This is a genomic window from Dyadobacter sp. SRI_021 (assembly GCF_057586235.1).
This window is the reverse complement of sequence record NZ_JBYCZM010000010.1, coordinates 89,836-106,037: the sequence shown is the minus strand read 5'-3', so window position 1 is coordinate 106,037 and position 16,202 is coordinate 89,836. Positions and strand designations below refer to the sequence as shown.

Sequence of the window (16,202 nt, the reverse complement as noted above, 5' to 3'; positions counted from 1 at the left end):
TGTACATCGGGCGCTGGTTGCGGGAGTTTCCGTCAGCTTTCTCCCCTGTCAGGTATCATAAAACAACGCAACCGTCGATCTGAACGCTCGAACGCCTCATGCAAGAACGAGAGCTGCCGATCGGACAATACAAAGAAAATATATTGATAAAGCTGCCGCGGACAGTATTCTATCCAACTATTAAGCTATCTTGGCATTTGAAATATTTCGCAGTTTTTCTTGTGTTTTTTTGATTTGCAAATTCCCCGGAAAAGGACGGGTACGCTCATATCCTTCTAAAATCCTTTACCATGAAACCTCATCTTTTGCAGGTAGCGACCGCGCCAAACAGATCTTTCAGCGTCAGAAAAGAACTGATTCCCAACATCAACTGCCGATGGCACCACCACGCGGAAGTGGAGCTGATTTGCTTCCACAGAGGCAGCGGTACTCAGTTCGTCGGTGACGATATCAGGCGTTTTGCAGCGGGCGATGTGGTGCTTGTCGGCTCCAATCTGCCGCATTATTGGCACTACGACAGCGAATATCAGCCAGAAGGAAATGATCAAACCGATCCATTTGCAACGGTCGTTCATTTCACAGAGAATTTCTGGGGAGAGCGGTTTCTGATGCTCACCGAGAACGCGACGCTCAGGAATGTGCTGGACAGGGCCAGGCGCGGCTTGTCGGTCAGAGGCGAGCTGGGAGAGCTCATTGCCGGGTTGATGGAAAAACTGCACGTTGCCGAAGGCCCCTACCGCGTAATGCTTTTGATGGAATGCCTGATTGCTGCGAATCGCGCGGACGAAAACAACGCGTTGGCTTCACTGGGATTCAGAGGAGACAATGCCGAACAGGAAAGTGAGCGGATCAACGCCATTTACAAATACACGCTCGCGCACTTCCACGAGAAGATCAGTCTGGAAAAAATCGCGTCGATTGCCGGACTTTCCCCCAACTCTTTTTGCAGGTACTTCAAGTCTCGAACAGGCAAGCAGTTCTCTCAATTTTTGATCGAGATCAGGATCGGAAACGCTTGTAAAATGCTGATTAATAACAATATGAACACCAAGCAGATCTGCTACGCAAGTGGTTTTCAGAATTTCACCTGCTTCTATAAACAATTTAAACAAATAACCGGAAAAACGCCTGCCGCTTACCAGCAAGCGTTTTCCAACCGATAGCTTTAAACGGGCGTCGGATGCCGCGGCGCCCGAACAACTGCTTTTGGTTTCTTATCGATTATCCTGTTTTTCGATTATTGTTTGTCCCACCAAACTCTTGTTTTAAAATTATCTGTCCCCTGACGCGCCACTGCTGCATTGTAGTTGGCGGCATTCAATACCGGTTCGTCCTCCGGATAGCGTAACCTGCGCGGGTAAGTCCCGTCGGTTTCGTTGCTCGGATAATTGATGGGCGTCAGCTTGGGGTAGCCCGAGCGACGAACATTCGCATAGGCTTCGAGACCATTCATAAAGCAGGCCGCCCAATATTGGGTGTTGATCTGTTCGTACGCTTTTTCCTTATCGGCGGCACCTACAAAAGGGTTGGCCGTGAAGTAGGCATTAATTTCGGCATCCGTGATGACTGCTGATGCGTCGTATTTTGCCAAGTTTTTCATAGCCCCGGCAACACCGCTTTTGTAAAGCGCCTCCGCGTCACCGCTTATCCATCCGCGAATCGTCGCTTCTGCCAGCATCAGCTGGACTTCCCCATAGGTGAGGCCCATTCTCGGGCCATCGAGTTTGGCATAAATATCCCGGTTGATACCAGAATATTGGTGCTGGTCTTTCGTATTGTCCCAACTTGGGTCAGTTTTAATAGTTACCAGATTGAAACCGTTCGGCATGCCTTTCTGAACAGCCGGATCCGTATTTTTGGTAGATGCCTTGGAAGGATCCGAATAAACGGCCACCATGTATTTCAGACGCGGGTCGTTGCGGCTTTTCATGTAGTTGAAGATCGTTGCGCTGATCTTGCCCGGTGATACACCCGATACGGACAGCGTCCAGCTTTCCCCATTCACAAGGGATTGGTTTGCGCCGGTTTTGTCCGGAAACCTGACGTACATATTATCATCGACGGACGTAAATACCCCGCCGGCAACGGCTTTTTTCACCCAGGTTTCGGCAGTTGCCGGTTCTACTTTTTGCAACCGCATGCCCAGGCGCAGCATCATGGAATACCCGAACTTCTTCCATTTAGCCACATCCCCGCCGTAAACAATGTCGGCTGTGACGGCCCCCTTCGATGCGTCCAGCTTAGCCGTTGCATCTTCCAGCTCACTGAGCATATGGTAATAGATATCCTTTTGGGTATCATATTTAGGCTTATAGTTTTGTGCCGAAAAGCCCTGGTTGGCCTCCGAATAAGGCACGTCGCCGTACAGGTCCGTCAGACGATGGTATATTACCGTTTTCCAGATCCTGGCCATATTATGCAGGTTGCTCAGCTCTGGTTTGTCCTTCGATAATTGTATGGCGTCTTCCAGCAGCTTGCTTCCCCCGTTCACTGCATTGAATGTGTTCTTCCACAGGCTCTCGCTTCCGCCTTTGTTATATACATATTTGTCCCCAAAGAAATCGAATGTCCCCGCGTCGCTCAGCGTCGCAAAATGCTGGACGAAAGGCTCGGTATAATGCAGGGAAGCCCCGTCGTCACCCCTTGACGAAAATAGCTGTGCGGAAGTAAACAGATAAGCGGGGCTAAATCCCTCGGCAGTAGCTGCATTGGGGTCCCTATTGAGTTTTTCAAAATCGCCGTCGCAGCCTGGCAAGAGCATTGTGCTTACGGCCAATAGAATGCTGAATGTTTTTTTCATTTTAAACAGGTTTGGTCCGTTCCCGATTTAGAATTTCAAATTCACGTTAAAGCCGTAGCTTCTGGTTGGAGGAAGCTGTGTCGATTCGATCCCCTGGTCGTTACCGGCCGACAAATTCGTTTCCGGGTCGATCCCCGGTGTATGTTTCAGTAGGGTCTGGAGGTTTCTGCCAACGAGCGAGATGCTGGCACCTTTTACGAAGCCGATCTTTTCATACAATGCGCGCGGCAGGTTGTAGGTCAGCGACACGTAACGGAGTTTGATAAAACTTGCATTGTACAGATAGTCGTCCAGCGCATCGCGACGCCTTACGATAATATCGCGGTTGTTGACCTGGGCTGCCGTCACCAGCACCTTGTTCTCTTCGCCGGTTTCGGTTACACCGGGCAGCACTACGCCATTCGCCCTGCCGAGCAATGAGCGCGGAGACATTCCGCGGTGTTCCAGGTTGTAGTTGGTATTCGAATAGATCAGCCCTCCGAATTTGCCATCTACCTGGGCCGACAACGTAAACGACTTGTAGCTGAATGTGTTGGTAATACCGGTTGTGTACCGCTGAATACCAGAGCCGAATGCCTTCACATCCGTAGGTACGATCGGCAAGCCTTTGGCATCCATCACATCCCGGCCATTGGCATCACGCTTAATGGTACGCCCGACGATCTGCGAATACTCCTCTCCAACCACTTGTTTCAGGAAAACCTTGGTGGCCGTCCCCAACAGGAACTCATTGGTCGAATTCGAGATTTTCAGGATCTTGCTCTTGTTGTACGCCACGTTGAGCGAAACGTCCCAGCTGAAATTCTTCGCAGTAACAGGCCGCGCGGTAAACAGCATTTCGATACCCCGGTTGCGAAGCTCGCCCACCGTTACCACTGCACCATTATAACCGGTAACCGACGAGACGGTTTCGGTAGTAATATCATTTTTGGTAGACCTGTTATACGCTGCCACGTCGATTCCCAGCTTGCCATTGAAAAGGCGCAGGTCCAGGCCCGCCTCCAATTCATTCACGCTCAGCGGACGGAGATTTTTATTGGGCACCACGGCCTGGTTGATCGTGCCCAACGGTTTGCCGTCGTAACTGTAAGGTAATACGCCGTAGGTCAGATTGAGCTGGTACGGGTCTGTGGCCCCGCCCACCGATGCGTATGACACCCTGAATTTGCCGAAACTGATGGCCTTGGGCATTTCAAACGCATCGGAGAATACGTAGCTAAGACTGGCGGACGGATAAAAGTAGTTGTTCGACTCAGGACTGAGGGTCGAGAACCAATCGTTCCTGCCCGTTACGTTCAGAAACAGATAGTTTTTATAGGCCAGCTCCGCGGTACCGAACAGGGAGTTGATCTTATTATCCATAATACTGGTGGTTGTGTTTCGGACCGAAGTGTTGTTAATGACTTCCAGGCGGGGCGTGATAATGCCCGATCCGCTGATATTGGTACCATTGCTGTGCTGCGCCATGAGGTTACCACCCGCATTGACCACCAAATTAAAATCCTTGTTCAGCGCCTTGTTGAGGCCGATCATCCCTTCGAAATTTCGCTCGTAGAAGTTGGTCGTGATCTGGTCGATCTGGCCGTTGGGACGATAACCGGTACCCTCGGGAACGATCTTGTTGATTTGATAGGAAAACATATCCTGTCCGACCTTCCCCTGCACAAACAGCCAATCAGTGATGTTCCACCGCGCATTGATCGCCGCAATGAACCGGTCCTTCTGCGTATGGTTTTTGATCTGATTGAGGGCATAATACGGGTTGGTAGCGCCCAGGTCGGTGCCAAGGACTTTCTCCTTAAATGTAACGGGGTCGTACCCGGGTGCCAGCGCGCTGGTGGGCATGTTACTGTTCACAAACAAGATAGTCCCCGCACTGTTGGCATTGTTCGTTTCCAGCACGTAACGGTTATCTACCTTTTCGTTGATGTAGTCGACATTGGCGCTGATCGCGATGTTTTTGGTAGCATTCTGATTGATGCTCAGGCTGACATTATCCCTGCGCATTTTCGCATTCGGAATAATGCCTTTGTTGCGCATATCTGTCACGGCGAGCCTGAAATTTCCCTTATCCCCGCCCCCGGTAAAGGCTATGTTGTTGGAAGAAGTATACCCGTTGCCATAGAAATCCTTCAAAACCTGGTCCTTTACGTACGAATAGGGCCTCTCCACGCCATCCAGCTGCACGACCATCGATCCATCGTAAGGCGCACCCCAATGATTTTGCCCATGCGCCGCCGCAACACCAACACCCGACGGTTTCACGCCATTATAGCCCTGCCCATATTCCTTTTGCAGGTCCCAAATAAAATACGGCACCTCCACGGTATTGTTGGAGTTGAGTTCGATACCGATGCCTTTGTTCCCTTTGCCCGATTTGGTGGTGATAATAATGGCGCCGTTTTTAGCCCTGGACCCATACAATGCCGCGGCAGCCGCACCTTTGAGGACCGTCATATCTTCTACGTCATCGGGATTGATGCTGGATATATTGTCCCCCCAATCGGGATTATCGCCCTGTGTCTTCCCGAACTTTGTATTGTTCATCGGAATCCCGTTGATGATAAAAAGCGGCGCATTGTCGCCTGTAAGCGAAGTATTGCCCCGAATGGTGATCCGGCTAGACCCGGCCGGTCCGGTCGCCGCTGCCGAAACGTTTACCCCAGCGACCTTGCCGGCCAGCGAGTTGCCGATGTTGGTTTCCCGCGTCTTTGTAAATGCACTCCCTTCCACCCTGGTTACCGAATACCCCACCGCCTTAACCTCCTTCTTGATACCCAGGGCCGTCACCACTACCTCATCGAGTGATTTGGAATCGACAGCCAGCTTTACTTCCAGGACAGAACTGCTGCCGACGGTGATTTCCTGAGGCTGATAGCCCACAAACGAAAATACCAGAACGGCGTCGGGCCCTGGCGCTTCGATCATAAAATTTCCGCTCGCATCGCTACTCGTGCCCTGCTGACTTCCTTTCACCAAAATATTCACACCGGGAAGGCCATCCCCTTTTTCGTCGGTTACCCTTCCCTTCACCGTTTGAAGGAATGCGGGCCTGCCGACGCTCCCGCTACTAATAACAATGCTTGCGGATTCAAATGGCGCGGCCGCGCGCGTGGAGATTGACAGGCCTACAAGGGCGGCTAACAGGCAACACCACTTGCAACTACTTGTAAAGCGCGTACCATGTTCTGGTAAAACTTTTTGTTCCATGGACTTAATTGGGTTAAGTTTTGAAAGGATCCACAAAACGCTTAGCAACTAAGTCATAGGTGGATACAACTACATGTACGGCTTCACATTGCAATCAGGCCTCCGAACAGTACAATTTTTTAGAAATAAATTCCAAAATAATTGCGTCGTGGCATTGCGAAGCAGATTCACCCGGAAGAATCTTCCTCCGAAAGGAGCAGTCCGAAAAAATAATCGGATGAAAAGGACTGCCCATTGTGACATTTTCAAGTACTCTTTACATCACCGGATCATCTTAACCCTTAACATTCCATGAAAACCGAGAATAAAGTGAGTAGAAGGGATTTCCTCGAAAAAATGACGCCTGCGACGTTAGGAATTCTGGCTGGCGGCGGGATTAAGCAGTCCGCCCGCGCACATGATCATGCGACAGGCGTAACAGCCCCTCAGGCTCCCGCAGCAGACGGAAAAAAATTCGTCCCGGTCATGATCACCCCATTCGGTACGGATCTGAAAATTGACTACGACAACGTTTCCAGGGTCATCGACTTTTACCTCGCCGCAGGTGCAAAGGGTTTCTTTGCCAATTGCCTCAGCAGTGAAATGTATTTTCTGAACGATCAGGAACGCATTGACCTCACCAGACACGTGGTGAAGCGTGTAAAAGGAAAAGTGCCGGTCGTGTCAACGGGCTCCTTTGGCAATTCTCTCGCGGACAAAGCACTATTTGCCAAAAAGATTGAAGATACCGGCGTGGATGGTGTTATCCTGATATCCAGCCATTTTGCCCGACCAAACGAAAGCGACGAGGTGCTGATGGAGAATTTCGAGCAGTTTTTCGCGCTTACCGGGAATATGAAATTGGGCACCTACGAGTGCCCCTCGCCGTATAAGCGGATTCTTTCCCCTGAGGTATTCAAGTTCCTGGTATCCAACAGGAACCTGATCTACCACAAGGATACGACCGAAGATCTCGGGAAAATCGAAGAAAAACTGGCTGTATCAAAGGGCACTCAGATGGAGCTGTACAATGCCCATTCCGCAACCGCCCTGAAATCACTGCAAAAGGGTGGAAAAGGCATGTCGCCTATCTCTGGAAATTTCTACCCCGAAATACATACATGGCTCTGCCAGAATGCAGATAATCCCTCCAAATCAGAAGATGCGAACTGGATACAGGGCGAAATAACACGCATGGAGCCGCTGATCTCCAGAGCCTACCCGCTGAGCGCAAAGTATTTTCTTAAAAAACGGGGCCTGCCTGTTGAACTCACATGCAGGGCGAACAGCAAAGTCATAACGCCCGAGCAACAACAAGTTCTGGATACAGCACACAGCACGTTTACCGGCTGGTGCGACCGGCTGGGGATACAGGCGGTGAAGGGTTAGACCGGGAGGCGTGTAGCAGAAAACTCTCTCGAAAACGCATCCAATGTGACTCCGCCGACGGGTTGCTGCTGTTGTTTTTGGTAATCCTCGGCAAAGCTCCCATCACGAATGGCCATCCCGATTTCGATGATGTAAACCTGCGCCATAGACTGGGAAAAACCGTCGCGCATAAGGGCTTCCAAAAGCTGTTTATCGGAGAACTCTGCCCAATAAACGTCGTCCTTCCCAATCGCCGCGCCAAGTGCCCGGGCTACCTGTTCGCCGCTCTTTACATCACTGACCACGTACTGAATCTGTTTTCCCGAAACTAAGGAATCATCGATCGCCCTGAATGCGGCTTCGGCAATATCCCTCGGGTGCGTGAGCGGCAGATGAATGGATCCGTTAAAGTTGTTGCCGACTATGCCCTGGTGTTGGATCATCGGCATTGCTCCATAAAAATTGGTCATAAACATCCCCGGACGCAGGTGCAAGATGTGCACGTGTTCCAACTCGTTAAGGCGCTGTTCAACATAAAAATTCGGGCCCGTCGGTCCGAGGCCATCTTCCAGGTGCGCACCGATACTGCTCAGATTCACCGCAAGCCTGACACCGGTTTCCTTCACGGCATCTGCGTATTGCCGACCGATAGTCTTTATATATTCCTTGATATCCGGTGCATGAAAATCGGGAGGTATCATCAGGTACACTGCGTCACTGCCTTCAAAGGACCGCTTTACAAATTCGTAATCGTGCACCGATCCCACCATCGGTACCGCACCCAGGGTGCGAATTTCTTCCGACCGCTCCGGATTGGACGTAACAACCTTGACCGTATGTCCTTTTGCTATTAATTTTTCTGTCAGGATACGTCCTACGTTTCCCAGAGAGCCTGTTACTGTTACAATCATTTTTTGTCTGTTTAAATGTTTGCCCAAAACTAGATTTGAACTTACTTTTGTACAAGTACTTACCCAATGGTATGTTCAACTATGGCAAATATTAAAGAGACCTCGGTCATCCAGGAAAACAAAAGCAATGCCTTTGCAGCATGCCCTGTGACGTTCGTAATGGAACGGATCGGCGGGTATTGGAAACCCATTATCCTGTTCAATCTCCTGACAGGCACCAAGCGTTATCACGAGCTGCGAAAATCGGTACCGGGTATTACCGAAAAAGTACTGATCCAGCAATTGAAGCAACTGGAATCCGACCAGCTTGTCACGAGGATATCCAAACCGGTCGTTCCACCCTATGTTACGTATGAGCTTTCTTCCCAGGGCAGGGCATTGCGACCGGTACTACTGGCGATGGCCGAATGGGCCGTCGGGCATGGAGGGACACAATCCGCGCAATTTGAAAAGCAATTAGCCGACTTCCCCGGCGAGGAATGATGGTACATTCTCAGAATGAAATCGGTGATTGGGCTACCAAAAAGTTTCTCTACTTCTTGTTCAGTATTTCAATGTCCGATATCCTGGCTTTGGAAATATGGGCCTTCCCAAAATCAATCAGGGCGTTGCCAGTCAAGCCTTTGTACGTAATCGACACATCCCTTAAAAGCAACTCATTTACGACCATATTGTCGTCAAAACGGAATGTCGGCTGGGCATACCGTCCCTCTTCCCGGCTGACACCTTCAATGACCAGCCGGTCGATTTCCGAATTTTTAAACGTAACGGGTGCATAAGAAGCATGCAGGTTCGGGTGCTCGGACCGGGAATACACATTGGTGCCTTCGACGCGGGAAATCCTGACATTTGAGAAATATCCCTTCTTATCGAACAAACTATAAAACAAAACCGAGGCCGCGGCGGTGTTGCCCTTGACATTGTCGATTGTAATGTTCGAAACGCGGGTGTGCTCAAACGTGTAGAATGCTACGCCTTTCAATGCGGGGATAGAGTCGTAAATATTTTCCGGGAAGATGTTACGTACCGTCACGTTTTCGTAGTTCCTGGCGGGGAACGGCGACATTTTCCCCTGAAAACTGGCACCGCCCGATGCAAATGCGATCAGATCGTCGTTGGTAAAGCCCGAAATATTTTCGATCAATACATTGTTTCCCCCGCCGGTAACGCCGTCGCCATTGTGGTTCAATGCGCTCGTAAACCGGGCATCGCGGAACGGGTTTTGCTGAAAGCGGATATCGTGGATGTACACGTTGTCGCATTCCATGTAGGCAATCCCCCAACTGCGCGTACTGTCGATCTGCAACTTACCTACTTCCAGGTTTTTGACCTTGTAAAAGAAGAACCCGAAACAAAAGTCCGAATTTTCGACCTTGTCACGGATGGTGCGCGTTTGCGTCCAGGCATTGCCGTTCCATTTTCCGCCAAAGATCCTGATGTTTTCGTTTCCCTTTTCGATATCCTTGTTACGGAGCAGGTACTGGTTCGATGATTTCTTCAATTCCAGATAGGCCTTCGGATCGGCGACGAGCGTAAAATTGGAAGGGATCAGCAGCGGAGCCGATAGTATATAATGACCGGCCGGGATTTCCACCCGGTTGGTCCCTTTCTGGGCGGCGCGGTCGATGGCTTTTTGCAGGGCTTTGGTGTCATCCTGCTGACCAATTGCACAAAATGCTCTGCCAAACGCCAAAAGAATCACTAACAGATGCCGGAATTTCACTGGTTTGAGGGTTAAGGATTGCGAATGCAGTAAAAATAAGGGTTTAGGTAGAGACTGCCCGTAACCGGCAGCTGCCGGTTACGGGCGTCGAAATAACTGCTTAATATCCGTTGTTCTGCTTCAAACCAGTCGAAAGATCGATCTGTGCCTGCGGAATAGGGTATACTTTCATGAAGTCCTTGGGTGTAAGGTTCACTACAACAGGCGTTTTGGCCGCATAGTTGTAAAGACGCTCCTCCTGCGCCATTACGGTCAGATACTTACCGGTACGCACGAGGTCGAACCAGCGCTCGTGTTCGTAGGCAAGTTCCAGTTGCCGCTCGTTGAGGATCAGATCCATAAAGTCGGCGGCTTCCGTGCCCTTGTAGTTGTGTGTTGCGTTTCCGAATGCGCGTTCGCGGACTTTATTAAGCTGTACGAGCGCATTGGCTTTATCTCCCAGCTTGAAAAGCGTTTCGGCGTACAACAGCAGAATATCCGCATAACGCAACACGGGAATATCGATCCCTGATGCGCCATAGGAATGCTTGACGGCATATTTGCTCACATACGGGTAATAAATGGGCTCCGCATTGGGCTGTGCCGGCGAAGTCCACCACTCCTGAACTGTGGCGGCTTTACGCTTGTCGCCCGCTTGGTATTTCTTCATCAGGCTCCACGACGGCAGCGAAGTCTCGGCCCCGCGATCGGCAATTCCGACAAGGCCGCCATTGGGCGTATAAGACGTCGACAAGCTTTGCCCATTGGTTCCGTCTACATACTTGACGGTAAACAGAATTTCGTCGTTGTCCTCGGATTCGAGCTTCCAGAGAGAAGCGAAATCGCTCACCAGTTTGTAATCCTGCTCATTGACGAGCTTTTCCAACTGCGTTTTCGCGTTTGCCCAATCCTGGCGATAAACATAGACTTTGCCTAACAGACCCATAGCCGCTCCCTTGCTGGCACGCCCGGTAGCGATGGATTTGCGTGCGGGGAGTTTAGCGATGGCATCGGTCAGGTCTTCGACGATCAACGCATATATTTCCTCCTCGGTCGATTTAGGCAATGCCGCCGCTTCGGTAATGGAAATTTTATCGACGACTTTGGGAACACCGCCAAAAACCCGCACGAGATCGAAATAAAACAGCGCCCGCATGAATTTGGCCTCTCCGATATATTGGTCCTTTAAACCCGCCCCGTAGTTGGTAGGCGTGTCGATATTGAGCAACACCGCATTTGCCCGGAAAATACCGTTGTAAGTTGTATTCCAGAATGCGGCCGTCAAAGCATTGTCGGCGTTCACGGTCAGGAAATCGACGTCGTTAGAACCGGCGATGGTTGTATTGGCCGACATATACAGATTATCCCCGGGCACTTCCATCAGCAGATAATCGGTCGGGCGGCGGGTTTGCAGTGAATTATACACGCCCAGCACGGCCTGGTTGATATCATTGGCCGTCTTGTAAAAATTCGTCGGCGTAAGTACCGATTCCGGTGTGAGGTTCAGCAGCTTGTCTTCGCAGCTGGTCAGGCCCAATGCAATCAACATCAGGGCGGTTTTAATAGGGTTTGTAATTTTCATATCCTGATTTTCAAGCATTAAAAATTGAAATTGAGACCCAGCGTGTATACCCTGTTGATCGGCGCCGCGCCATTGTTATAGCCTGGTTTGCTGGCCGTTCCGGCAATTTCGCCGCCCGTGTAACCCTCCGGATTGTAGCCATGAAAACTTTTTTTGGTAAACATGAATGGATTCGCGAGCGACGCATACACGCGCAGGCCCGACAAATGCAGCTTCTGCGAAATATTCGCTGGTACCGTGTAGCCGAGGTTGATATTCCGCACCGCCAGGAATGAGGCGTCCTCGATATAAGCGTCCGACGAGGACTGATAAGTGAGCTTGCTCAACGAGCTGGCGGGCACCATGCCATTGCCTGGCTCCGCTTCCGACCACCACTGCGTATCCACCAGCGAGCGGCGCATTGCACCGAGCAGTGCACCCTGGTAATACTCGTTTTCAAAATTATACATCTTAGCCCCTACCGAAGCCTGCATGGCGATGCTCAGGTCAAATGCTTTGTAAGCAAAGTTATTGATCAAGCCAAAATAGGCCTTAGGCTGAAAGTTGCCAAGAATCACTTTATCCGCCGAGGTGATCTGACCGTCCCCATTCACGTCCTGGAATTTGGGGTTACCCGGAACCGATCCGGCCAGCACCGGCGAGTTCTTCACGTCCTCCGCATTTTGCAGCACGCCTACGATTTTGTAGCCATAATAGGAGAACATCGGCTGGCCCAGACGCAGGATCCAGCCCATCCCGTAAGCATCGGTAGTAATTCGCTCCTGCACACCGCCGAGGTCTTCCACTTTATTGACATTCCTGGCCATATTAAACGAAGTCTCCCATTTGAACTCCCCCACCAGGTTTTTGGTGGTCAGTTCGATTTCAAAACCCTTGTTACTCACGCTACCTACGTTGGACAATGCGCTCGGGAAGCCCGTGATGGAGGGAATCGACACGTTGTAGAGCAACCCGCTTGTGCGTTTGTCGTAATAGTCGAGCACCAGGTTCACGCGGTTGCGGAACAGGCCCAGTTCGAGACCGAAGTCGTAGCTTTTGGTTTTCTCCCAACTCAGGCTATTGTTACCATAGGATGTCTGGGTCTGGCCTTTGGTCAGCGTGTTGTTAGGTGAGTAATATACATCGCCGATCTGGCCGAGGTATTCAAAATCACCAATGTTAAAGTTACCGGTGGCCCCATAGCTTGCACGCAGTTTCAACTCGCTCACGGGACGGACATTTTTCATAAAATCCTCCTGCGAAATGCGCCACGCCACGGAAGCCGACGGGAAGTACCCCCACTTGTTGTCAGGCCCGAACCGGGAACTTCCATCGGTGCGGATCGACGCAGAAAGCAGGTATTTGTCTTTAAATCCATAATTCACCCGGCTGAAATAGGAGATCAACCCCCATTGCGACCTGGACGACGATGAAGCCGATGGGTTAATGATCGCATTGTTGAGCGTATGGATAATATCGTTGTTGAAAGAACCATTCACCGCCGCCAGCGACGAGCTGCTCGAATTGTACTTCTGGTAGGAGGCGCCGGCGATTGCACTCACATTGTGCACGCCTTTGAAAGTATTGGTATAGCTCAAAACATTCTCATTGGCTATGCTGGTAGTCGAGCTCAGTGCCTGCGAACCGGAGTTCAAACTGGTACTGGTCGCCCAGGATGCCTGGAAGCGGTCGGTTGTATTCGATGCCAGGTTGGTGCTCAATGACGAGCGGAATGAAAGACCTTTGGCCAGGTTCAGGTTAATAAAGGCTTCGCCCAGGTTATTGACGGTCCTTCCGTAGTAATAGGTGCCGTCGAGTGTCGCCATTGGGTTCGCCTGCCCGCTCACCACGGCTCCCCAGTACGAGCGCGCGCTCGGATACGTACCGTCGGGGTTCTGCACGGCTACGAAGCTCGGGAACTTCACGTAGTTGTTAATGTCCGAGGATGCAAAACGACGTTTCGAGTACGACGGGTTCAGCATAAAACCCAGGCTCACCACGGAATTGACCGTCACGTCCACGTTCGCGCGCAGGCCGTAGTTTTTGTACCAGGTGTTTTTCAAAGTGCCCTTTTCATCCTTCAAGGTACCCGATACATAATATCGTACGTGGTCGTTGCCGCCACCCACCGAAAGATTGTAGTTCTGGATGGCTGCGCTTTGCGTTACCGCGTCTTCCCATATTACATTGTTGCCGTTTTTCAATACGTCGCTCACCTGGTAGGCGTTCGGGCGGCGCGAGTCGTTCCAAACAGGGATACTCGTATCTCCTCCAATCCACTTATACTCGCGGTTCTGGTAACGCACAGCGTAGTCATAATATTCCTGACCAGTGATCCAGTCCTTATGGCCTTTGGCGTTTGCCACGCCGGCATATGCATTAAAATTGAACCTGGCTTTGCCCGATTTCCCTTTTTTGGTGGTAACAATAATTACGCCGCCCGCACCCCGCGAACCGTAGATCGCCGCTGCGGACGCGTCTTTCAAAACCTCGATCGATTCGATGTCGTTGGTACTCACGCTGCCCAGACTACCGCCGGGAAAACCGTCGATGACCACCAGCGGGTCGTTACCGGCGTCGATGGAGCTCGCCCCGCGGATGCGGATCAGCGGAGCACTGCCCGGTGAGGTATTGTTTTGCGTCACGTTCACGCCGGCAAGCCGTCCTGCCAATACCGATTCGGGCCTTCCGACCGGTATCTGGTCGAGCACGGTGTTTTCGACCTTGGCTACCGAAGCGGTGACCGAACTTTTCTTGACCGTACCATAACCAACCACAACCAGCTCGTCGAGGACGGTATTATCCTGCCGCATCACCACCCTTATCACCGACTGGTTGCCCACCGGCACTTCGACTTTCTTGTAGCCGATGAACGAGAACGTCAGCACATCGCTCGCCGTGGCCTGAATCTGGAATTTACCGTCCACGTCGGTCGTGACGCCTTTACTTGTACCTTTAATTACCACACTCACACCGGGCAAAGTGGCGTTGCCGAGGCTGTCCACCACTGTCCCCGACACATTGCCGGCGTCCTGGGCCCGCAAGTGGCCCGACATACACAAGGCCAGCGCCAGCATCACCGCCAGCAGAGGCTTTCTCAGGTAAAACTTCATTTGGATCATAGGGTATTGGGGTTTAACTAGATATACAATTGGTGACGTGCACGTGCCCTATTATGGACAAAATGATTACTTGATTCGTATTTTAGCAACATCCTGAACGCTGACGGGATCAAGGTCCCGGTTAAAGAACTGCCGTACATATGTTGCGATCTCCGCGATCGACTCATCGGGCAGAAAGTCCATCGCCGGCATATGCTGGTCGAATTCTTCGCCTTCGACGGTTATCTTCCCCGAAAGGCCATTCAGAATGATCTGTACAAGCTGGTCCTTATCCTTCACCTGCTGCGTGCCATGCAGGGTTGGGAAAGTACCGGCTATACCTTTGCCGTCGGGTTTATGACAGGATGCGCAATATTGGCGGTAGAGCTTTGCCCCGTTCGACGCGTTTTCGGTTACCGCCTGGTTTTGCGTGTTGCGGGCGAGCATATCCGCCCGCGTCCCGCGGGTAATGCGCAGAATGCGGTCATCTTCCGGTTTCGGGAAACCACTGCCCGGATTCCAGTCGCGATTGCTGGTGGAAACGTAGATACTGCCGTCCGGGGCTACGCATACGGCGCGCAAACGCCCGTAGGCAGCATCGAGGGGAATGCTTTCCGACACAATGCCGCTGCCTTTCGCGTCCGTTTTCAGGATACGCAAATCGGCTTCCTTCAAAGTCGTGAGCAGGACCGCCCCTTTCCATTCGGGAAACAACTTGCCTTCGTAGACTGCGATGCCCGCCGGGGCGATCGTGGGCGTCCATGCCTTCACAGGCTCCGTCACCTTCACCGAGTCGCAGAATCCCTTTTCCTTCGGCTGGTCGCAAAAGCCTTCGACCTTCGGCCAGCCGTAGTTATGTCCTTTTTGAATGATATTCAGCTCATCTTCCACCGCATCGCCGTGCTCCGAGCTGTAAAGGATGCCGTTAGGTCCATAGGCCAGCCCCTGGATATTCCGGTGGCCCCACGACCAGACTAGACTCCCTTTGATCGGATTATCGGCCGGCACACTTCCGTCCAGGTTCATTCGCAGCACCTTTCCGTTCAATGAGCTTGTATCTTGCGCATTGGTAATGGTGACCGCGTCCCCGGTAGCGAATATCAGCTTGCGATCAGGTGAAATCGCGATCCGCGAACCGTTATGGCCCGTATGTGCAGGGATTTCCAGCATGGTCAGCGGATCGGTCAAGCGGTTCTGGCGGTAGGTGAAACGCACCAGTTTTGTCGTGATAACCGAATCCTTCTTACAGGTATAGTCCACATACACATATGGTTTTTTGGGAAAATCCGGATGCAAGGCCATCCCCAGCAGCCCCAGCGAGCGGTGGCGGTATACCTCGTCGATTTTCACAAGCAACTTTTTCTCTCCTGTCCTGGGATTAAGCTTGCTGATACTGCCGCTCTGTTCGGTATACCATATCCAGTTATCCGGTCCCCACACCATCTCCCAGGGCACATTCAGCCCGGAAGCCACTACGTGCACGTGCACGAAAAGCGGCAAAGAATCAGATTCGACAGGGCATGGCCGTGTTGGGTCATGTCGACGTTCCGCCACAAATACCACCGCAAGG

General features: G+C 51.5%; 10 protein-coding genes. 3 read left to right on the top strand and 7 right to left on the bottom strand.

The features are described 5' to 3' along the window. Nucleotides 1-290: 290 nt before the first annotated feature. On the top strand, nt 291-1,163 hold the full coding sequence (locus tag AC2YIT_RS25755; RefSeq protein WP_487281107.1) for an AraC family transcriptional regulator: 873 nt from the start codon (nt 291-293) through the stop codon (nt 1,161-1,163). 74 nt (nt 1,164-1,237) lie between these two features. Here AC2YIT_RS25755 and AC2YIT_RS25750 read toward each other — a convergent pair whose 3' ends face one another. Both AC2YIT_RS25750 and AC2YIT_RS25745 read right to left on the bottom strand, forming a co-directional pair. Continuing rightward, nucleotides 1,238-2,800 carry a SusD/RagB family nutrient-binding outer membrane lipoprotein gene (locus AC2YIT_RS25750; RefSeq protein WP_487281106.1) on the bottom strand — a complete coding sequence of 521 codons (1,563 nt, stop codon included), beginning with the start codon at nt 2,798-2,800 and terminating at the stop codon, nt 1,238-1,240. A gap of 27 nt (nt 2,801-2,827) precedes the next feature. Next, nucleotides 2,828-6,010 carry a SusC/RagA family TonB-linked outer membrane protein gene (locus AC2YIT_RS25745; protein ID WP_487281105.1) on the bottom strand — a complete coding sequence of 1,061 codons (3,183 nt, stop codon included), beginning with the start codon at nt 6,008-6,010 and terminating at the stop codon, nt 2,828-2,830. A gap of 291 nt (nt 6,011-6,301) precedes the next feature. Between AC2YIT_RS25745 and AC2YIT_RS25740 the strand changes: the two genes are divergently transcribed. Next, the gene (locus AC2YIT_RS25740) at nt 6,302-7,378 is read left to right on the top strand and encodes a dihydrodipicolinate synthase family protein (RefSeq protein ID WP_487281104.1); all 1,077 of its coding nucleotides are present in this window, start codon (nt 6,302-6,304) and stop codon (nt 7,376-7,378) included. On the opposite strand, the gene AC2YIT_RS25735 is transcribed toward AC2YIT_RS25740, so the two are convergent. Continuing rightward, the gene (locus AC2YIT_RS25735; protein WP_487281103.1) at nt 7,375-8,268 is read right to left on the bottom strand and encodes an NmrA family NAD(P)-binding protein; all 894 of its coding nucleotides are present in this window, start codon (nt 8,266-8,268) and stop codon (nt 7,375-7,377) included. The two genes, AC2YIT_RS25740 and AC2YIT_RS25735, sit on opposite strands and share 4 nt — an antisense overlap. An 81-nt stretch (nt 8,269-8,349) precedes the next feature. Here AC2YIT_RS25735 and AC2YIT_RS25730 point away from each other — a divergent pair, with 81 nt between their 5' ends. Continuing rightward, the gene (locus tag AC2YIT_RS25730) at nt 8,350-8,751 is read left to right on the top strand and encodes a winged helix-turn-helix transcriptional regulator (RefSeq protein ID WP_487281102.1); all 402 of its coding nucleotides are present in this window, start codon (nt 8,350-8,352) and stop codon (nt 8,749-8,751) included. A 49-nt stretch (nt 8,752-8,800) separates the two neighbouring features. Here AC2YIT_RS25730 and AC2YIT_RS25725 read toward each other — a convergent pair whose 3' ends face one another. The 4 genes from AC2YIT_RS25725 to AC2YIT_RS25710 all read right to left on the bottom strand — a co-directional run bounded on the left by AC2YIT_RS25725 (nt 8,801) and on the right by AC2YIT_RS25710 (nt 16,132). After that, on the bottom strand, nt 8,801-9,991 hold the full coding sequence (locus AC2YIT_RS25725; protein ID WP_487281101.1) for a glycosyl hydrolase family 28-related protein: 1,191 nt from the start codon (nt 9,989-9,991) through the stop codon (nt 8,801-8,803). A 100-nt stretch (nt 9,992-10,091) separates the two neighbouring features. Continuing rightward, a complete protein-coding gene (locus AC2YIT_RS25720) occupies nt 10,092-11,552 on the bottom strand; it encodes a RagB/SusD family nutrient uptake outer membrane protein (RefSeq protein WP_487281100.1) in 1,461 nt (486 codons plus the stop codon). 17 nt (nt 11,553-11,569) lie between these two features. Continuing rightward, nucleotides 11,570-14,653, bottom strand: coding sequence for a SusC/RagA family TonB-linked outer membrane protein (locus AC2YIT_RS25715; protein ID WP_487281099.1), 3,084 nt, complete (start codon nt 14,651-14,653; stop codon nt 11,570-11,572). Between the two features lie 66 nt (nt 14,654-14,719). Beyond that, nucleotides 14,720-16,132 (bottom strand): PQQ-dependent sugar dehydrogenase, encoded by a 1,413-nt coding sequence (locus AC2YIT_RS25710; RefSeq protein WP_487281098.1) that lies wholly within the window; start codon nt 16,130-16,132, stop codon nt 14,720-14,722. Nucleotides 16,133-16,202: the final 70 nt, after the last annotated feature.